This window comes from Streptomyces sp. NPDC042336 (assembly GCF_055581985.1).
Genome location: NZ_JBVJEA010000011.1, coordinates 161,418 through 180,105, shown reverse-complemented (window position 1 = coordinate 180,105; position 18,688 = coordinate 161,418). Strand labels below are relative to the sequence as shown.

The window sequence follows — 18,688 nt, the reverse complement described above, 5'->3', positions numbered from 1 at the left end:
CAGCGAGTGCCTATATCCAGTCGTCGGGCTCCGGCTCCGGCTCCGGCTCGTGCTCGGGCCAGTCGTCCGCGCCGGAGTGCGAGCCGGAAGCGGTGGCAGGGCCGGCCGGAGAGTCCGGCGCGGGCGCCGGCACGGTGGCCGGTCCCTCCAGTCCGGCCAGCACCTCGATCACGCCCTCCCCGTACGTCGCCAGCTTCTTCTCACCGACGCCGCTGATGCCCCCGAGCTGCGCCATCGAGGTGGGCCAGACGGTGGCGATCTCCCGGAGGGTGGCGTCGTGGAAGATGACGTACGCCGGGACGCCCTGCTCACGGGCCTGTTCCGCGCGCCAGGCACGCAGCGCCTCGAAGGCGGGGACCAGCTCCGTGGGCAGCTCGGCAGCGGCGGCCTTCGCCTTGCGGTCACCGCGTCCGCCGCCCGCCGACCGGGTCGCGGCGGGCTTCTTGGGCTCCTTGCGCAGCGGCACCTCGCGCTCCCGCCGCAGGACCTCGCCGCTGGTCTCGGTCAGCACCAGCGTGCCGTACTCCCCCTCGACCGCGAGCAGGCCCTGGGCCAGCAGCTGCCGGGCGACACCCCGCCACTCGCCCTCGGTCAGCTCCTCGCCGATGCCGAACACGGAGAGCTGGTCGTGGTCGAACTGGATCACCTTGGCGGTGCGCTTGCCCAGCAGGATGTCGATGATCTGCCCGGCGCCGAACTTCTGCCCGCGCTCCCGCTTCAGCCGCACCACCGTCGACAGCACCTTCTGCGCCGCCACCGTGCCGTCCCAGGTCTCGGGCGGGGTCAGGCAGGTGTCGCAGTTGCCGCAGCCGGCCCGGTCCGGGTCCTGTCCGAAGTAGGCGAGGAGCTGGCCGCGGCGGCACCGTGCGGTCTCGCACAGGGCGAGCATGGCGTCCAGGTGGGACTGTGCCCGGCGGCGGAACGCCTCGTCGCCCTCTCCGGACTGGATCAGCTTGCGCTGCTGTATGACGTCGTTGAGGCCGTACGCCATCCAGGCCGTGGAGGGCAGGCCGTCCCGCCCCGCGCGCCCGGTCTCCTGGTAGTAGCCCTCGACCGACTTGGGCAGGTCCAGGTGGGCGACGAACCGCACGTCCGGCTTGTCGATGCCCATGCCGAAGGCGATGGTCGCCACGACCACCAGCCCTTCCTCACGCAGGAACCTCGACTGGTGCGCCGCGCGGGTGCCCGCGTCCAGGCCCGCGTGGTAGGGCACCGCCTCGATGCCGTTGCGCGAGAGGAACTCGGCGGTCTTCTCGACGGAGTTGCGCGACAGGCAGTAGACGATGCCCGCGTCCCCCGGGTGCTCCTCGCGCAGGAAGCTCAGGAGCTGCTTCTTGGGGTCGGACTTCGGCACGATCCGGTACTGGATGTTGGGCCGGTCGAAGCTGGCCACGAAGTGCCGCGCCGCCGGCATGTTCAGCCGCTCGGTGATCTCGCGGTGGGTGGCGTCGGTGGCCGTCGCCGTGAGCGCCAGCCGGGGCACGTCCGGCCAGCGCTCACCGAGCAGCGACAGGGCGAGGTAGTCGGGCCGGAAGTCGTGGCCCCACTGGGAGACGCAGTGCGCCTCGTCGATGGCGAAGAGGGAGATCTTGCCGCGGGAGAGCAGGTCGAGGGTGCTGTCCAGGCGCAGCCGCTCGGGCGCCAGGTAGAGCAGGTCCAGCTCGCCGGCGAGGAACTCCGCTTCCACCACGCGCCGCTCGTCGAAGTCCTGCGTGGAGTTCATGAACCCGGCCCGCACACCGAGCGCCCGCAGCGCGTCGACCTGGTCCTGCATCAATGCGATCAGCGGCGAGACCACGATTCCCGTCCCGGGCCTGACCAGGGACGGAATCTGGTAGCACAGCGACTTTCCGCCACCGGTGGGCATGAGCACGACGGCGTCACCACCGGCGATCACGTGCTCAACGACCGCCTCCTGCTCGCCGCGGAAAGCGTCGTACCCGAAGACCCGGTGCAGGGTGGCCAGCGCCTCGCTGTCCCCGTCCCTCACCTGCGCCGTCTCTGTCATCTCGCCGATCACGCCCGTCCCGCCCATCGTCTGGTCCCCCGTGGATACTGCCTCGCCCGTCCGGTCTGTCTGGTCCGTCCTGCCCCGACCACTGCCTCAACGATAGGGGCCCGCACCGACAGCCCCGGAGTTATCCACAGGCTGCCCGAGGCGGCCTGCGTCAAGGACACGGCGATCGTTCACACGTTCGCGGGAGACCCGCCCGTTTCCGGCGGACAGTCTGATTGCACCCGCGAGACTCCGTCCCATGGGAGCACTGATGAGCGTCTCACCGAAGGCGTCCACGCCCGACTAAGCGATCCCGCCGGAGGGCGGCTGGACCGCGGACGACCTGGACCGGCTTCCGAACCTGCCTCCGCACACGGAGCTGATCGACGGGAGCCTCGTCTTCGTGAGTCCGCAGACTCTTTTCCGCTCACGCGCTGTCGACTCAACTGGCAGCTTCAGTCCCTCGCCCCGGCGGAGTTCGAGGTCGTCCGAGAGCTCACCATCGACATCGACCGGCAGAACCGGCCCGAACCGGACGTGATCGTCGTGCGAGGCGACGTGGTGGACGACCCGGAGCAGACCCGCTACCCCGCCGAGGCCGTCACCCTGGCCATCGAGGTCGTCTCCGTGGAGTCCGTCTCCCGGGACCGCGAGACCAAGCCCGTGAAGTACGCCCGGGCCGGTATCGGCCATTACTGGCGGGTGGAGAACGAGAAGGGCCTCGCCGTCGTCCACGCCTTCGAGCTGGAGCCCACCACCGGTGCCTACACCAGCGTCGGCATCTTCCGCGAACGCATGAAGGTGAGCGCGCCCTTCCCGATGGATCTGGACCTGACCGGCATCACACCGCGCCGCGGCGGCGAGTAACCCCCGCACACACGGCTGTGGTCCGGCACCCCTGCGAAGAGGTGCCGGACCACAGCCGCACTGCCGCGGTACCGCGGGCGCGGTGTCAGCGCACGAACACTCCCGCCTGTCCCGCCAGGTCCAGGAAGTACTGCGGTGCCACGCCGAGCACCACCGTGACCGCCACGCCCACGGCGATGGCCGTCATCGTCAGCGGGGACGGCACCGCGACGGTCGGACCCTCCGGGCGCGGTTCGCTGAAGAACATGAGCACGATCACGCGGATGTAGAAGAACGCGGCGATCGCCGACGAGATCACACCGATCACGACCAGCGGGGCCGCGCCGCCCTCCGCCGCCGCCTTGAACACGGCGAACTTGCCCGAGAACCCGGAGGTCAGCGGGATGCCGGCGAAGGCCAGCAGGAACACCGCGAACACGGCCGCCACCAGCGGGGACCTGCGGCCCAGCCCGGCCCACTTCGACAGGTGCGTCGCCTCGCCGCCCGCGTCGCGCACCAGCGTGACGACCGCGAAGGCGCCGATCGTGACGAAGGAGTACGCGGCCAGGTAGAAGAGGACGGACGAGATGCCCTCCGGCGTGGTCGCGATGACACCGGCGAGGATGAAGCCCGCGTGCGCGATCGACGAGTACGCCAGCAGCCGCTTGATGTCGGTCTGCGTGATCGCGACGATCGCACCGGCCAGCATCGTGATGATCGCCACGCCCCACATCACCGGCCGCCAGTCCCAGCGCAGGCCGGGCAGGACGACGTAGAGGATGCGGAGCAGGGCGCCGAAGGCGGCCACCTTGGTCGCCGCCGCCATGAAGCCGGTCACGGGCGTCGGCGCGCCCTGGTACACGTCCGGCGTCCACATGTGGAACGGCACGGCGCCCACCTTGAACAGCAGGCCCATGACGATCAGCGCGGAGCCCACGAGCAGCAGCGCGTCGTTGCCCATGGTGTTCGCGAGCGCCGGGGTGACGTTCTGGACGGTGCCGTCGACGACCTGGGCGATCGTGCCGTACGACATGGAGCCCGCATAGCCGTAGAGCAGGGCGATGCCGAACAGGGTGAACGCGGAGGCGAAGGCACCGAGCAGGAAGTACTTGACCGCCGCTTCCTGCGACATGAGCCGCTTGCGGCGGGCCAGCGCGCACAGCAGGTACAGCGGGAGGGAGAAGACCTCCAGGGCCACGAAGAGCGTCAGCAGGTCGTTGGCCGCCGGGAAGACCAGCATGCCGGCGACGGCGAAGAGCAGGAGCGGGAACACCTCGGTGGTGGTGAAGCCCGCCTTGACCGCCTTCTGCTCGCTCTCGCTGCCGGGTACGGCGGCCGCCTGCGCGGCGAAGGAGTCGACGCGGTTGCCGTGCTGCTCCGGGTCGAGGCGCCGCTCGGCGAAGGTGAACAGGCCGACCAGGCTGGTCAGCAGGATGGTGCCCTGCAGGAACAGGGCCGGTCCGTCGACGGCGACGGCGCCCATCGCCGCGATGCCTGCCTTGGTCGTGCCGTACCCGCCCGCCGCGAGCGCGACGATCGCGGCGAACGCCGCGATCAGCGCGACGGCGGACACGAACATCTGCGCGTAGTAGCGGGTCCGGCGCGGCACGAAGGCCTCGACCAGGATTCCGATGATCGCCGCGCCGAGGACGATGAGGACGGGCGAAAGCTGCCCGTACTCGATCTTCGGCGCGTCGATCTTGGAGATCGGGTCGGCCGCCGTCGCCGCCGTTGTCCACAGGCTGTGGACGGCTGTTGCGCTCACTTGGCCGCCTCCACCTCAGGCTGGGGGTCCGTTTTGTGTACGTCGGACATGGTCTGCTCCACCGCCGGGTTGACGATGTCCGTCACGGGCTTGGGGAAGACGCCCAGGAAGATCAGCAGCGCCACCAGCGGTGCCACGACCACCAGCTCGCGCACCCGCAGGTCGGGCATGCCGTTCACCTCCGCCTTCACCGGGCCCGTCATCGTCCGCTGGTAGAGGACGAGGGTGTAGAGCGCGGCGAGGACGATGCCGAGGGTGGCGATGATGCCGATCACCGGATAGCGGGTGAACGTGCCGACCAGGACCAGGAACTCACTGACGAAGGGCGCCAGCCCCGGCAGCGACAGCGTCGCCAGGCCGCCGATCAGGAAGGTGCCGGCCAGGATCGGGGCGACCTTCTGCACACCGCCGAAGTCGGCGATGAGCCGCGAGCCGCGCCGCGAGATCAGGAACCCGGCGATCAGCATCAGCACCGCGGTCGAGATGCCGTGGTTGACCATGTACAGCGTGGCGCCGGACTGGCCCTGGCTGGTCATCGCGAAGATGCCCATGATGATGAAGCCGAAGTGCGAGATCGACGCGTAGGCGATCAGCCGCTTGATGTCGCGCTGGCCGACCGCGAGCAGCGCGCCGTAGATGATGCTGATGACCGCCAGGACCAGGATGACCGGTGTCGCCCACTTGCTGGCCTCCGGGAAGAGCTGGAGGCAGAAGCGGAGCATCGCGAAGGTGCCGACCTTGTCGACGACCGCCGTGATGAGCACGGCGACCGGCGCGGTCGACTCCCCCATGGCGTTGGGCAGCCAGGTGTGCAGCGGGAACAGCGGCGCCTTCACCGCGAAGGCGAAGAAGAAGCCGAGGAACAGCCAGCGCTCGGTGTTGGCCGCCATGTCCAGCGAGCCGTTGGCCCGCGCCTCGGCGATCTCCGTGAGCGAGAAGTTCCCGGCGACCACGTAGAGGCCGATCACCGCGGCCAGCATGATCAGACCGCCGGCCAGGTTGTAGAGGAGGAACTTCACCGCGGCGTACGACCGCTGGGTCGCCGCCGTCTTCTCACCGTGCTCGTGGGCACGGTCCCCGAAGCCGCCGATCAGGAAGTACAGCGGGATCAGCATGGCTTCGAAGAAGATGTAGAAGAGGAAGACGTCGGTGGCCTCGAAAGAGATGAGCACCATCGCCTCGACGGCCAGGATCAGGGCGAAGAAACCCTGCGTCGGCCGCCACCGGCTGCTGCCGGTCTCCAGCGGGTCGGCGTCGTGCCAGCCCGCGAGGATGATGAACGGGATCAGCAGGGCGGTCAGCGCGATCAGCGCCACCGCGATGCCGTCCACGCCCAGTTCGTACCGGACGCCGAAGTCCGCGATCCAGGCATGGGACTCGGTGAGCTGGTAGCGGTCGCCGTCGGGGTCGAAGCGGACCAGGACCGCGACGGCCAGCCCGAGCGTGGCCAGCGAGACCAGCAGCGCCAGCCACTTGGCCGCGGTGCGTTTCGCGGCCGGCACGGCTGCCGTGGCGATCGCCCCGACGGCCGGGAGGGCCGCCGTGACTGTCAGCAGGGGAAAGGACATCGGTATCAGACCGCCCTCATCAGCAGGGTCGCGGCGACGAGGAGTGCCGCACCGCCGAACATCGAGACCGCGTACGAGCGCGCGAAGCCGTTCTGCAGCTTGCGCATCCGCCCGGACAGGCCGCCGACCGAGGCCGCCGTGCCGTTGACGACTCCGTCGACCAGGGTGTGGTCGACGTAGACCAGGGAGCGCGTGAGGTGCTCGCCGCCGCGGACCAGGACCACGTGGTTGAAGTCGTCCTGGAGCAGGTCGCGGCGGGCGGCCCGGGTGAGCAGCGACCCGCGCGGGGCGACGGCCGGGACCGGGCGGCGCCCGTACTGCGCCCAGGCGACGGCGACGCCGATGACCATGCAGGCCACCGTCGCCCCGGTGACCGCCCCGGCGCTGATCGGCGAGTCGCCGTGGCTGTGTCCGGTGATGGGCTCCAGCCAGTGCAGGAAGCGGTCGCCGATGCTGAAGAAGGCACCGGCGCCGACCGAGCCGACGGCCAGCACGATCATCGGGATCGTCATGAGCCCCGGCGACTCGTGCGGGTGCGGCGGCTCGTACGCGCCGCGCGTCTCGGCGGCGGGCTCCACGTCGGGCTTGGCCGGCGACGGCGTCGGGGCGTTGCGCCAGCGCTCCTCGCCGAAGAACGTCATCAGCATCACGCGCGTCATGTAGTACGCGGTGATGGCCGCGCCCAGCAGGGCGCAGGCGCCGAGGATCCAGCCCTCGGTGCCGCCCTTGGCGAACGCCGCCTCGATGATCTTGTCCTTGGAGAAGAAGCCGGACAGGCCCGGGAAGCCGATGATGGCGAGGTAGCCGAGGCCGAAGGTGACGAAGGTGACCGGCATGTACTTGCGCAGTCCGCCGTAGCGGCGCATGTCGACCTCGTCGTTCATGCCGTGCATGACGGAGCCGGCGCCGAGGAACAGCCCGGCCTTGAAGAAGCCGTGCGTCACCAGGTGCATGATCGCGAAGACGTAGCCGATGGGGCCGAGGCCCGCGGCGAGCACCATGTAGCCGATCTGCGACATGGTCGAACCGGCCAGCGCCTTCTTGATGTCGTCCTTGGCACAACCGACGATCGCACCGAAGAGCAGCGTGACCGCGCCCACGATGGTGACGACCAGTTGCGCGTCGGGCGCGCCGTTGAAGATGGCGCCGGAGCGGACGATCAGGTACACGCCCGCCGTCACCATGGTCGCGGCGTGGATGAGGGCCGAGACCGGGGTCGGGCCCTCCATCGCGTCCCCGAGCCAGGACTGCAGCGGCACCTGGGCGGACTTGCCGCAGGCGGCGAGCAGCAGCATCAGGGCGATCGCGGTGAGCTTGCCCTCGTCCGCCCCGGCCGCGAGTCCGGCCTCCCCGTGGCCGCCGAGCACCGGCCCGAAGGCGAAGGTGCCGAACCACAGGAACATCAGCATGATGCCGATGGACAGGCCCATGTCGCCGACGCGGTTGACCAGGAAGGCCTTCTTCGCGGCCGTCGCGGCGCTGGGCTTGTGCTGCCAGAAGCCGATCAGCAGGTAGGAGGCGAGACCGACGCCCTCCCAGCCGACGTACAGCAGCAGGTAGTTGTCGGCGAGGACGAGGATCAGCATCGCCGCGAGGAACAGGTTCAGATAGCCGAAGAAGCGGCGGCGGCGCTCGTCGTGCTCCATGTACGCGACCGAGTACAGGTGGATGAGCGAGCCGACGCCGGTGATCAGCAGGACGAACGTCATCGACAGCTGGTCGAGCCGGAAGGCGACGTCGGCCTGGAAACCCTCCACCGGGATCCAGCTGAACAGGTGCTGCGTCAGGGTGCGGTCCTCGGCGCCGCTGCCGAGCAGGTCGGCGAAGAGGACCACGCCGAGCACGAAGGACACGGCGGCCAGCAGGGTGCCGATCCAGTGGCCGACGCGGTCCAGCCGGCGTCCGCCGCACAGCAGGACGACCGCTCCGAGCAGGGGCGCCGCCACCAGCAGCGCAATCAGGTTCTCCACGTTTCAGCAGCCCCTCACAGCTTCATCAGGCTGGCGTCGTCGACCGAGGCCGAGTGGCGGGAACGGAACAGGGACACGATGATCGCGAGCCCGACCACGACCTCCGCGGCGGCGACGACCATCGTGAAGAAGGCGATGATCTGGCCGTCGAGGTTGCCGTGCATCCGGGAGAAGGCGACGAACGCGAGGTTGCAGGCGTTGAGCATCAGCTCGATGCACATGAAGACCACGATCGCGTTGCGCCGGATCAGCACGCCGGTGGCGCCGATCGTGAACAACAGGGCCGCGAGGTAGAGGTAGTTGACGGGATTCACTTCGGCGCCTCCTCGGACCGCCCGGACCCCGCCGGGCCGACGGCCTTGCGTTCCAGCCGCTCTTCGGACCGCTGCTCCAGCGCCTTCAGATCGCCCAGCGCCTCCATCGACACGTCGCGGATCTGGCCCCGGTCCCGCAGCGTCTTGCTGACCGTCAGCTCGGACGGGGTGCCGTCGGGCAGCAGGCCCGCGATGTCGACCGCGTTGTGCCGGGCGTACACGCCGGGGGCCGGCAGCGGTGGCAGGTGCTTGCCCTCGCGGACGCGCTGCTCGGACAGCTCGCGCTGGGTCTTGGCACGCTCGGTGCGCTCGCGGTGGGTGAGCACCATGGCGCCGACGGCGGCCGTGATGAGCAGGGCGCCGGTGATCTCGAAGGCGAAGACGTACTTGGTGAAGACGAGGGACGCGATGCCCTCCACGTTGCCGTTCGCGTTGGCCTGGGCGAGACCGGTGAACTCGGTGACGGAGGCGTTGCCGATGCCGGCGACCAGCAGGATGCCGAAGCCGAGCCCGGACAGCAGGGCCAGCCAGCGCTGCCCCTTGATGGTCTCCTTCAGCGAGTCCGCCGCCGTGACGCCGACGAGCATCACCACGAACAGGAACAGCATCATGATGGCGCCGGTGTAGACGACGATCTGCACGATGCCGAGGAAGTAGGCACCGTTGGCGAGGTAGAACACCGCCAGGACGATCATGGTCCCGGCGAGGCACAGCGCGCTGTGCACGGCCTTCTTCATGAAGACGGTGCACAGGGCGCCGATCACCGCGACCGTGCCGAGGATCCAGAACTGGACGGCCTCGCCGGTGGAAGTCGAGTAGGCGGCGAGCTGCGCGCTCATCGGCGGATCACCTCCTCCGACGCCGGCTCCGTCCCGCCGAAGGTCGAGTCGCCCTCCTGGACGACCTCCCCCTCGGAGTGGGCGGCCTGCTGGACCGTGCCGGGCGCGGCCTCGGTCACCAGGCCCCGGTAGTAGTCCTGCTCGTCGGTGCCCGGGTAGATGGCGTGCGGCGAGTCGACCATGCCCTCCTCCAGACCGGCGAGCAGCTGGTCCTTGGTGAAGATGAGGTTGGCACGGCTGGAGTCGGCAAGTTCGAACTCGTTGGTCATCGTCAGCGCGCGCGTGGGGCAGGCCTCGATGCACAGGCCGCACAGGATGCAGCGGGCGTAGTTGATCTGGTAGACGCGGCCGTACCGCTCGCCCGGCGAGTAGCGCTCCTCGTCGGTGTTGTCCGCGCCCTCCACGTAGATGGCGTCGGCGGGACAGGCCCAGGCGCACAACTCGCAGCCGACGCACTTCTCCAGGCCGTCCGGATGGCGGTTGAGCTGGTGCCGTCCGTGGAAGCGCGGAGCGGTGGTCTTCTGCTGCTCCGGGTACTGCTCGGTCAGCCGCTTCTTGAACATGGCCTTGAAGGTCACGCCGAAGCCGGCCACGGGGTTCATGAAACCGGGGTCGGTCGCCTTGCCTTCCGGGTGTTCCATGGGTTCCTTCTGCTCCTCAGTCATCGGACGCCTCCTTTCCATCCGTAGATCCGCCCACAGGTCCGTCACTGTGAGTATCGGGCCCGCCACTGACAATCAGCTCCCGCTCCCGGCGGGGACGGCGCCTCGGCACCGGTGGCACCGCCTGCCCGGGCATCGGCGGGACGGGGAATCCACCGGCCATCGGGTCGAAGGCGGCCTCCGCCTCGGCCGGCGGTTCGGCGGCCTTGCCGCCCTTGTCGCGGTACATGTCCACGAGGAAGGACAACAGCAGCAGGACCAGGACGCCGCCGCCGATGTAGAGGGCGATGTCGCTGAAGCCGTAGTTCTCGTTCCTGAGGGCCCGCACGGTCGCGACCAGCATCAGCCAGACCAGGGAGACCGGGATGAGGACCTTCCAGCCGAGCTTCATCAACTGGTCGTAGCGGACCCGGGGCAGGGTGCCGCGCAGCCAGATGAAGAAGAACAGCAGCAGCTGGACCTTGACCACGAACCAGAGCAGCGGCCACCAGCCGTGGTTGGCGCCCTCCCAGAAGGTGCTGATCGGCCAGGGGGCCCGCCAGCCGCCGAGGAAGAGCGTGGTGGCGACCGCCGAGACCGTCACCATGTTCACGTACTCGGCGAGCATGAACATCGCGAACTTGATCGACGAGTACTCGGTGTTGAAGCCGCCCACCAGGTCGCCCTCGGACTCGGGCATGTCGAAGGGGGCGCGGTTGGTCTCGCCGACCATCGTGACGATGTAGAGGATGAAGGAGACCGGCAGCAGCACGATGTACCAGCGGTCGTTCTGCTGGGCGACGATCTCCGAGGTGGACATCGAACCGGAGTAGAGGAACACCGAGGCGAACGCGGCGCCCATCGCGATCTCGTAGGAGATCATCTGGGCGCAGGACCGCAGTCCGCCGAGCAGTGGGTACGTCGATCCGGAGCTCCAGCCGGCGAGCACGATGCCGTAGATGCCGACCGAGGCGACCGCCAGGATGAACAGCATCGCGATCGGCAGGTCGGTGAGCTGCATGGCGGTGCGGTGGCCGAAGATCGAGACCTCGTTGCCGGCCGGTCCGAAGGGGATCACCGCGATCGCCATGAACGCCGGGATGGCCGCCACGATCGGCGCGAGGATGTAGACCGCCTTGTCGGCGCGCTTGACGACGACGTCTTCCTTGAGCATCAGCTTGATGCCGTCGGCGAGCGACTGGAGCATGCCCCAGGGGCCGTGCCGGTTCGGGCCGATGCGCAGCTGCATCCAGGCGACGACCTTGCGCTCCCACACGATGGAGAACAGCACGGTCACCATCAGGAAGGCGAAGCAGAACACCGCCTTGATGACGACCAGCCACCAGGGGTCGGTGCCGAACATCGAGAGGTCTTCAGCGGCGAGGTACGGGCTCATGCCTCCACCTCCTTGGGGGCGGCGCCCGCGGACGTCGCCGGACCGATGCGGACGAGGGTTCCGGGCAGTACCCCGGCGTCGGAGGCGACGCCGCTGCCGGCCGAGTTCAGCGGGAGCCAGACCACCCGGTCGGGCATCTCGGTGACCTGGAGCGGGAAGGCGACGGTCCCGGCCGGTCCGGTGACGGCGAGGACGTCGCCGTCCTTGACACCCGCCTCGGCGGCCGTGGCGGCCGACACGCGCGCGCGGGCGGCGTGCCGGGTGCCGGCCAGCGCCTCGTCGCCCTGCTGGAGCAGTCCCTGGTCGAGCAGCAGCCGGTGTCCGGCCAGGACGGCCTCTCCGGCGGCCGGTCGCGGCAGCGCGCCCGCGGTCTGCAGGGGCTCGCCGCCCCGCGGTCCGTCCCAGGTGCCGAGCCGGTCGATCTCCGCGCGCGTGGTGCGCAGATCGGGCAGGCCCAGGTGTACGTCCATGGCGTCGGCCAGCATCTGCAGGACGCGGGCGTCGGCGGGAGCGAGACGGCGCGTCATCTGGTCGGGCTTGAGCGCGGCCTCGAAGAAGCGCACCCTGCCCTCCCAGTTGAGGAAGGTGCCGGGCTTCTCGGCGACCGCCGCGACGGGCAGGACCACGTCGGCGCGCTCGGTGACCTCGCTGGGCCGCAGCTCCAGCGACACCACGAACCCGGCCTCGTCGAGTGCCGCACGCGCGCGCGTGGGGTCGGGCAGGTCGGCGACCTCCACGCCCGCCACCAGCAGCGCCTGGAGTTCGCCCCGGGCCGCGGCCTCGACGATCTCGCCGGTGTCGCGGCCGTAGCGGTGCGGAAGGTCGGCCAGGCCCCACAGGGCGGCGACCTCCTCACGCGCGCGCGGGTCGGTCGCCGGACGCCCGCCGGGCAGCAGCGACGGCAGCGCGCCCGCCTCGATGGCGCCGCGTTCTCCGGCCCGGCGCGGGATCCACACCAGCTCGGCGCCGGTCGCCGCCGCGGTCCGTACGGCGGAGGTGAGGCCGCCGGCCACGGACGCCAGCCGTTCACCGACGACGATCACGGCGCCCTCGGCGCGCAGGGCCGCGGCCGCCTCGGCTCCGCCCTCCTCCAGACCGACGGCGCTCGCGAGGGCGTCCAGCCACTCGGTCTCCGTGCCGGGAGCTGCGGGGAGCAGGGTGCCGCCCGCCTTCTCCAGGCCCCGTGTGGCGTGCGTGGCCAGGGAGAAGACCTTCTGCCCGTGCTTGCGCCAGGCCTTGCGCAGCCTGAGGAAGACGCCGGGCGCCTCCTCCTCGGCCTCGAAGCCGACCAGCAGGACCGCGGGCGCCTTCTCCAGCGACGTGTACGTGACGCCGGAACCTCCCCCGAGGTCACGGCCGCGGCCGGCGACGTGAGCGGCCAGGAAGTCGGCCTCCTCGGCGCTGTGCACGCGCGCGCGGAAGTCGATGTCGTTGGTGTCGAGCGCCACGCGCGCGAACTTGCTGTAGGCGTACGCGTCCTCGACGGTGAGCCGCCCGCCGGTCAGGACCCCGGTGCGGCCCCTGGAGGCGAGCAGTCCCTGCGCGGCGATCTGCAGCGCCTCCGGCCAGGAGGCCGGCTCCAGCTCGCCCTCGGCGTTGCGCACCAGGGGCGTGCTGAGCCGGTCCCGCTGCTGGGCGTACCGGAAGCCGAAGCGCCCCTTGTCGCAGATCCACTCCTCGTTGACCTCGGGCTCGTTGGCCGCGAGGCGCCGCATGACCTTGCCGCGCCGGTGGTCGGTGCGGGTGGCGCAGCCGCCGGAGCAGTGCTCGCACACGGAGGGCGAGGAGATCAGGTCGAAGGGCCGGGAGCGGAACCGGTACGCCGCCGAGGTGAGCGCGCCGACCGGGCAGATCTGGATGGTGTTGCCGGAGAAGTACGACTCGAAGGGGTCGCCCTCGCCGGTACCGACCTGCTGGAGCGCGCCCCGCTCGATCAACTCGATCATCGGGTCGCCCGCGACCTGGTTGGAGAACCGGGTGCAGCGCGCGCACAGCACGCAGCGCTCGCGGTCGAGCAGGACCTGCGTGGAGATCGGCACGGGCTTCTCGTAGGTCCGCTTCTTGCCCTCGAAGCGGGAGTCGGCCTGACCGTGCGACATCGCCTGGTTCTGCAGGGGGCACTCGCCGCCCTTGTCGCAGACCGGGCAGTCCAGCGGGTGGTTGATGAGGAGCAGCTCCATCACACCGTGCTGGGCCTTCTCGGCGACGGGCGAGGTGAGCTGCGTCTTCACCACCATCCCGTCGGTGCAGGTGATGGTGCACGACGCCATCGGCTTGCGCTGGCCCTCGACCTCGACGATGCACTGGCGGCAGGCGCCGGCCGGGTCGAGGAGGGGGTGGTCGCAGAACCGGGGGATCTCGATGCCGAGCTGCTCGGCGGCCCGGATGACCAGGGTGCCCTTGGGCACGCTGATCTCGGCGCCGTCGATCGTGAGCGTGACGAGATCCTCCGGCGGGAGGGCCGCTTCTCCCCCACCCGAGGGAGCATTGGTGGTCACGGTCATGCCTTCACCTCCGTGCGGTCGGCCCAGGCCGTCGACTTGGCCGGGTCGAAGGGGCAGCCGCGGCCCGTGATGTGCTCCTCGTACTCCTCGCGGAAGTACTTGAGCGAGGAGAAGATCGGCGAGGCGGCACCGTCGCCGAGGGCGCAGAAGGACTTGCCGTTGATGTTGTCGGCGATGTCGTTCAGCTTGTCGAGGTCTGACATCTGTCCCTTGCCGGCCTCGATGTCGCGCAGCAACTGGACGAGCCAGTACGTCCCTTCGCGGCAGGGTGTGCACTTGCCGCAGGACTCGTGGGCGTAGAACTCGGTCCAGCGGGTGACGGCGCGCACCACGCAGGTCGTCTCGTCGAAGCACTGGAGCGCCTTCGTGCCGAGCATGGAACCGGCGGCGCCCACTCCTTCGTAGTCGAGGGGGACGTCGAGGTGCTCGTCGGTGAACATCGGCGTCGAGGAGCCGCCCGGTGTCCAGAACTTCAGCCGGTGACCGGGGCGCATGCCGCCGCTCATGTCGAGGAGCTGGCGCAGCGTGATGCCGAGCGGGGCCTCGTACTGGCCGGGGCCCGCGACGTGGCCGCTGAGCGAGTAGAGCGTGAAGCCCGGGGACTTCTCGCTGCCCATCGACCTGAACCAGTCCTTGCCCTTGTTCAGGATGGCGGGAACTGAAGCGATCGATTCGACGTTATTCACCACAGTCGGGCACGCGTAGAGGCCCGCGACGGCAGGAAAGGGGGGACGGAGCCGCGGTTGACCCCGGCGGCCTTCGAGCGAGTCGAGCAGTGCGGTCTCCTCACCGCAGATGTACGCGCCCGCGCCCGCGTGCACGGTGAGTTCGAGATCGAGTCCGCTGCCCAGGATGTTCTCGCCGAGAAAGCCGGCCGCGTAGGCCTCGCGCACGGCCTCGTGCAACCGCCGCAGCACTGGGACGACTTCACCACGCAGATAGATGAAGGCATGCGAAGACCTGATGGCGTAACACGCGATGACGATGCCCTCGATGAGGCTGTGCGGGTTCGCGAAGAGGAGCGGGATGTCCTTGCAGGTCCCCGGCTCCGACTCGTCGGCGTTGACAACTAGATAGTGAGGCTTGCCGTCCCCCTGAGGAATGAACTGCCACTTCATCCCCGTCGGGAACCCGGCACCGCCGCGTCCACGCAGACCGGACTCCTTGACGTACGCGATCAGGTCGTCCGGCGCCATCGCCAGCGCCTTGCGGAGTCCCTCGTACCCCTCGTGCCTCCGGTAGACGTCGAGAGTCCACGACTCGTCCTCGTCCCAGAAGGCCGACAGCACGGGTGCGAGCAGCTTCTCCGGGCTGCTGCCCTTGATCTCGGCTGCCACGGTCATCACTCCCCCTCCTCGGCGGTAGGCCCTGCCGGGTTGGAAGGGTCGGATGCCGATGTGTCCTGCGGCGCGTCGTGCGAGCTGAGGTGTTCCGTCGGGGACGGGTCGTGCACGGCCCGGTCCTGCGGCGCGTCCTGCGGCCCGCCGTCCCGCGGGTGCACCACGCGCGCGGCGGGCGCCTCGCCCTTGGCGAGCTTGAGCCCGGCCAGGGAGGCGGGACCCGCGCTGCCGCCGGCCGCGACGGCGCCGTCCCGCTCGTCGGGGAAGCCCGCCAGGATCCGGGCGGTCTCCTTGAAGGTGCACAGCGGCGCACCGCGCGTGGGTGTCACGGGCCGGCCCGCGCGCAGGTCGTCGACGAGGGCCTTGACGCTCGCCGGGGTCTGGTTGTCGAAGAACTCCCAGTTGACCATCACAACCGGTGCGAAGTCGCAGGCCGCGTTGCACTCGATGTGCTCCAGGGTGACCTTGCCGTCCTCGGTGGTCTCGCCGTTGCCGACGCCCAGGTGCTCCTGGAGCGACTCGAAGATGGCGTCGCCGCCCATCACCGCGCACAGCGTGTTGGTGCACACGCCGACCTGGTAGTCGCCGCTCGGCCCGCGCCGGTACATGGTGTAGAAGGTGGCGACCGCGGTGACCTCGGCGGTGGTGAGGCCCAGCATGTCCGCGCAGAACTGCATCCCGGTGCGCGTGACGTGTCCCTCCTCCGACTGCACGAGGTGCAGCAACGGCAGGAGGGCGGACCGGGAGTCCGGGTAGCGGGCGATGACCTCGCGCGCGTCGGTCTCCAGCCGGGCCCGGACGTCGTCCGGGTAGGCGGGCGCGGGCAGTTCCGGCATGCCCAGGCTGACGCCCCGCTCCGAAGAAGAGGTGGTCACCGGTCGACGCCTCCCATCACGGGGTCGATGGACGCCACGGCGACGATGACGTCGGCGACCTGGCCGCCCTCGCACATCGCCGCCATGGCCTGCAGATTGGTGAAGGACGGGTCGCGGAAGTGGACCCGGAAGGGGCGGGTGCCGCCGTCGGAGACGACATGCACCCCCAGCTCGCCCTTGGGCGACTCGACCGCCGTGTACGCCTGTCCCGGCGGCACCCGGAAGCCCTCGGTGACCAGCTTGAAGTGGTGGATCAGGGCCTCCATGGAGGTGCCCATGATCTTCTTGATGTGGTCGAGGGAGTTGCCGAGGCCGTCCGGCCCCAGGGCGAGCTGGGCGGGCCAGGCGATCTTCTTGTCGGCGACCATGACCGGGCCGGGCTGGAGCCGGTCCAGGCACTGCTCGACGATGCGGAGCGACTGGCGCATCTCCTCCAGCCGGATCAGGAAGCGCCCGTAGGAGTCGCAGGTGTCGGCGGTCGGGACGTCGAAGTCGTACGTCTCGTAACCGCAGTACGGCTGGGTCTTGCGCAGGTCGTGCGGGAGGCCGGTGGACCTGAGGACGGGGCCGGTGGCGCCGAGGGCCATGCAGCCGGCCAGGTCGAGGTAGCCGACGTCCTGCATGCGGCCCTTGAAGATGGGGTTCCCGGTGGCGAGCTTGTCGTACTCCGGGAGGTTCTTCTTCATCTTCTTCACGAACTCGCGGATCTGGTCCACCGCGCCCGGCGGCAGGTCCTGGGCGAGTCCGCCCGGGCGGATGTACGCGTGGTTCATCCTGAGGCCGGTGATCAGCTCGTAGATGTCGAGAATCAGTTCACGATCACGGAAGCCGTAGATCATGATCGTGGTGGCGCCCAGCTCCATGCCGCCGGTGGCGATGGCGACCAGGTGCGAGGAGAGCCGGTTCAGCTCCATCAGCATGACCCGGATGATCGTGGCCCGGTCCGGGATCTGGTCCTCGATGCCGAGGAGCTTCTCGACGCCCAGGCAGTACGCCGCCTCGTTGAAGAACGGCGTCAGGTAGTCCATGCGCGTCACGAACGTGGTGCCCTGCGTCCAGTTCCGGTACTCGAGGTTCTTCTCGATGCCGGTGTGCAGGTAGCCGATGCCGCAGCGGGCCTCGGTGACCGTCTCGCCGTCGATCTCCAGGATGAGGCGGAGCACGCCGTGCGTGGACGGGTGCTGGGGGCCCATGTTGACGACGATGCGCTCGTCGTCGGCACGGGCCGCGGACTGGACGACCTCGTCCCAGTCGCCGCCGGTGACCGTGTAGACGGTGCCTTCGGTGGTCTCCCTGGGGGAGGCGTGGGAAGTGCTCACGAGTACGACCTCCGCTGGTCCGGAGCCGGGATCTGGGCGCCCTTGTACTCGACGGGGATGCCGCCGAGGGGGTAGTCCTTGCGCTGCGGGAAGCCCTGCCAGTCGTCCGGCATCATGATCCGCGTCAGCGCCGGGTGATCGTCGAAGACGATGCCGAAGAAGTCGTAGGTCTCGCGCTCGTGCCAGTCGTTCGTCGGGTAGACGGCGACCAGCGACGGGATGTGCGGGTCGCTGTCGGGCGCGCTGACTTCGAGGCGGATCAGCCGGTTGTGGGTGATCGAGCGCAGGTGGTAGACGGCGTGCAGCTCGCGGCCCTTGTCGTGCGGGTAGTGGACGCCGCTGACGCCGGTGCACAGTTCGAAGCGCAGGGCGGGGTCGTCGCGCAGGGTGCGGGCGACCCGGACCAGGTGCTCACGCTCGATGTGGAAGGTCACCTCGCCGCGGTCGACGACCGTCTTCTCGATGGCGTTCTCGGGCAGGAGCCCCTGCTCCTCCAGCGCGCCCTCGAGTTCGTCGGCGACCTCGTCGAACCAGCCGCCGTAGGGCCGGCTCGCCGGCCCGGGGAGCCGGACGGAGCGGACCAGGCCGCCGTAGCCGGAGGTGTCGCCGCCGTTGTTGGCGCCGAACATGCCGCGCTGGACGCGGATCTCCTCGCCGCCCTGGCCCCGCTGGCCGGGGAGGTTCTCCGCGGACAGGTCCTTCTCGGGATTGACCTCGTTCGCGTCACCCGCGGTGTTGTTCGCGTCGCTCACCGCAGCAGCCCCTTCATCTCGATCGTGGGCAGGGCCTTGAGCGCCGCTTCCTCCGCCTCGCGGGCCGCCTCCTCGGCGTTCACCCCGAGCTTGGAGCTCTGGATCTTCTGGTGGAGCTTGAGGATGGCGTCCATCAGCATCTCGGGGCGCGGCGGGCAGCCGGGGAGGTAGATGTCGACCGGGACGATGTGGTCGACGCCCTGGACGATGGCGTAGTTGTTGAACATGCCGCCCGAGGAGGCGCAGACCCCCATGGAGATGACCCACTTCGGGTTCGGCATCTGGTCGTAGACCTGCCGCAGCACCGGCGCCATCTTCTGGCTGACCCGACCCGCGACGATCATCAGGTCCGCCTGCCGCGGCGAGCCGCGGAAGACCTCCATGCCGAAGCGCGCCAGGTCGTAGCGGCCGGCGCCGGTGGTCATCATCTCGATGGCACAGCAGGCGAGGCCGAACGTGGCCGGGAAGACGGACGACTTGCGCACCCAGCCCGCGGCCTGCTCGACGGTGGTCAGCAGGAAGCCGCTCGGCAGTTTTTCTTCGAGTCCCATGTCAAAGGCCCC

14 protein-coding genes and 1 pseudogene are annotated in these 18,688 nt (G+C 69.8%); 1 reads left to right on the top strand and 14 read right to left on the bottom strand.

Features of this window, described 5'->3' with window-relative positions; all coding sequences use genetic code 11:
* Positions 1-10: 10 nt before the first annotated feature.
* The gene (gene recQ / locus ACZ6IM_RS24155) at positions 11-2,035 is read right to left on the bottom strand and encodes a DNA helicase RecQ (RefSeq protein ID WP_469558949.1); all 2,025 of its coding nucleotides are present in this window, start codon (positions 2,033-2,035) and stop codon (positions 11-13) included.
* A 271-nt stretch (positions 2,036-2,306) separates the two neighbouring features.
* Here recQ and ACZ6IM_RS24150 point away from each other — a divergent pair.
* Positions 2,307-2,863, top strand: a pseudogene (locus ACZ6IM_RS24150) (Uma2 family endonuclease).
* An 85-nt stretch (positions 2,864-2,948) separates the two neighbouring features.
* On the opposite strand, the gene nuoN reads toward ACZ6IM_RS24150, so the two are convergent.
* The 13 genes from nuoN to ACZ6IM_RS24085 are packed head-to-tail and all read right to left on the bottom strand — an operon-like array spanning position 2,949 to position 18,676.
* Positions 2,949-4,607 (bottom strand): NADH-quinone oxidoreductase subunit NuoN, encoded by a 1,659-nt coding sequence (nuoN, locus tag ACZ6IM_RS24145; RefSeq protein ID WP_469558946.1) that lies wholly within the window; start codon positions 4,605-4,607, stop codon positions 2,949-2,951.
* Entirely contained in the window at positions 4,604-6,175 is a 1,572-nt protein-coding gene (locus ACZ6IM_RS24140) for an NADH-quinone oxidoreductase subunit M (RefSeq protein ID WP_469558943.1), read from the bottom strand. The genes nuoN and ACZ6IM_RS24140 overlap by 4 nt, the downstream gene beginning before the upstream one ends.
* Before the next feature lie 5 nt (positions 6,176-6,180).
* Positions 6,181-8,145, bottom strand: coding sequence for an NADH-quinone oxidoreductase subunit L (nuoL, locus tag ACZ6IM_RS24135; RefSeq protein ID WP_052839468.1), 1,965 nt, complete (start codon positions 8,143-8,145; stop codon positions 6,181-6,183).
* Between the two features lie 14 nt (positions 8,146-8,159).
* Positions 8,160-8,459: an NADH-quinone oxidoreductase subunit NuoK gene (gene nuoK / locus ACZ6IM_RS24130; protein WP_003974374.1), complete on the bottom strand. Its 300-nt coding sequence runs from the start codon at positions 8,457-8,459 to the stop codon at positions 8,160-8,162.
* Positions 8,456-9,298, bottom strand: a complete 843-nt coding sequence (locus ACZ6IM_RS24125) for an NADH-quinone oxidoreductase subunit J (RefSeq protein ID WP_469558939.1) — start codon at positions 9,296-9,298, stop codon at positions 8,456-8,458. The genes nuoK and ACZ6IM_RS24125 overlap by 4 nt, the downstream gene beginning before the upstream one ends.
* Entirely contained in the window at positions 9,295-9,963 is a 669-nt protein-coding gene (gene nuoI / locus ACZ6IM_RS24120; RefSeq protein WP_469558936.1) for an NADH-quinone oxidoreductase subunit NuoI, read from the bottom strand. The genes ACZ6IM_RS24125 and nuoI overlap by 4 nt, the downstream gene beginning before the upstream one ends.
* Positions 9,956-11,335 carry an NADH-quinone oxidoreductase subunit NuoH gene (gene nuoH / locus ACZ6IM_RS24115; RefSeq protein WP_469558932.1) on the bottom strand — a complete coding sequence of 460 codons (1,380 nt, stop codon included), beginning with the start codon at positions 11,333-11,335 and terminating at the stop codon, positions 9,956-9,958. The genes nuoI and nuoH overlap by 8 nt, the downstream gene beginning before the upstream one ends.
* Positions 11,332-13,839: an NADH-quinone oxidoreductase subunit G gene (locus ACZ6IM_RS24110; RefSeq protein WP_052839464.1), complete on the bottom strand. Its 2,508-nt coding sequence runs from the start codon at positions 13,837-13,839 to the stop codon at positions 11,332-11,334. Before ACZ6IM_RS24110 ends, nuoH begins: the two co-directional genes overlap by 4 nt.
* Entirely contained in the window at positions 13,836-15,185 is a 1,350-nt protein-coding gene (nuoF, locus tag ACZ6IM_RS24105; RefSeq protein WP_469558929.1) for an NADH-quinone oxidoreductase subunit NuoF, read from the bottom strand. The genes ACZ6IM_RS24110 and nuoF overlap by 4 nt, the downstream gene beginning before the upstream one ends.
* The gene (gene nuoE, locus ACZ6IM_RS24100; protein ID WP_052839462.1) at positions 15,182-16,054 is read right to left on the bottom strand and encodes an NADH-quinone oxidoreductase subunit NuoE; all 873 of its coding nucleotides are present in this window, start codon (positions 16,052-16,054) and stop codon (positions 15,182-15,184) included. The genes nuoF and nuoE overlap by 4 nt, the downstream gene beginning before the upstream one ends.
* Positions 16,051-17,373, bottom strand: coding sequence for an NADH-quinone oxidoreductase subunit D (locus ACZ6IM_RS24095; protein WP_052839461.1), 1,323 nt, complete (start codon positions 17,371-17,373; stop codon positions 16,051-16,053). Before ACZ6IM_RS24095 ends, nuoE begins: the two co-directional genes overlap by 4 nt.
* Positions 17,370-18,125, bottom strand: a complete 756-nt coding sequence (locus ACZ6IM_RS24090; protein ID WP_052839460.1) for an NADH-quinone oxidoreductase subunit C — start codon at positions 18,123-18,125, stop codon at positions 17,370-17,372. The genes ACZ6IM_RS24095 and ACZ6IM_RS24090 overlap by 4 nt, the downstream gene beginning before the upstream one ends.
* On the bottom strand, positions 18,122-18,676 hold the full coding sequence (locus ACZ6IM_RS24085; RefSeq protein ID WP_018528252.1) for a NuoB/complex I 20 kDa subunit family protein: 555 nt from the start codon (positions 18,674-18,676) through the stop codon (positions 18,122-18,124). Before ACZ6IM_RS24085 ends, ACZ6IM_RS24090 begins: the two co-directional genes overlap by 4 nt.
* Positions 18,677-18,688 lie beyond the last annotated feature (12 nt).

Excerpts from the sequence above, each read along its gene's own strand:
- ACZ6IM_RS24125 (WP_469558939.1), bottom strand. The coding sequence starts at position 9,298 with ATGAGCGCGCAGCTCGCCGCCTACTCGACTTCCACCGGCGAGGCCGTC.
- nuoH (WP_469558932.1), bottom strand. The coding sequence starts at position 11,335 with ATGAGCCCGTACCTCGCCGCTGAAGACCTCTCGATGTTCGGCACCGAC.
- ACZ6IM_RS24085 (WP_018528252.1), bottom strand. The coding sequence starts at position 18,676 with ATGGGACTCGAAGAAAAACTGCCGAGCGGCTTCCTGCTGACCACCGTC.
- ACZ6IM_RS24110 (WP_052839464.1), bottom strand. The coding sequence starts at position 13,839 with ATGACCGTGACCACCAATGCTCCCTCGGGTGGGGGAGAAGCGGCCCTC.
- nuoI (WP_469558936.1), bottom strand. The coding sequence starts at position 9,963 with ATGACTGAGGAGCAGAAGGAACCCATGGAACACCCGGAAGGCAAGGCG.
- ACZ6IM_RS24140 (WP_469558943.1), bottom strand. The coding sequence starts at position 6,175 with ATGTCCTTTCCCCTGCTGACAGTCACGGCGGCCCTCCCGGCCGTCGGG.
- recQ (WP_469558949.1), bottom strand. The coding sequence starts at position 2,035 with ATGGGCGGGACGGGCGTGATCGGCGAGATGACAGAGACGGCGCAGGTG.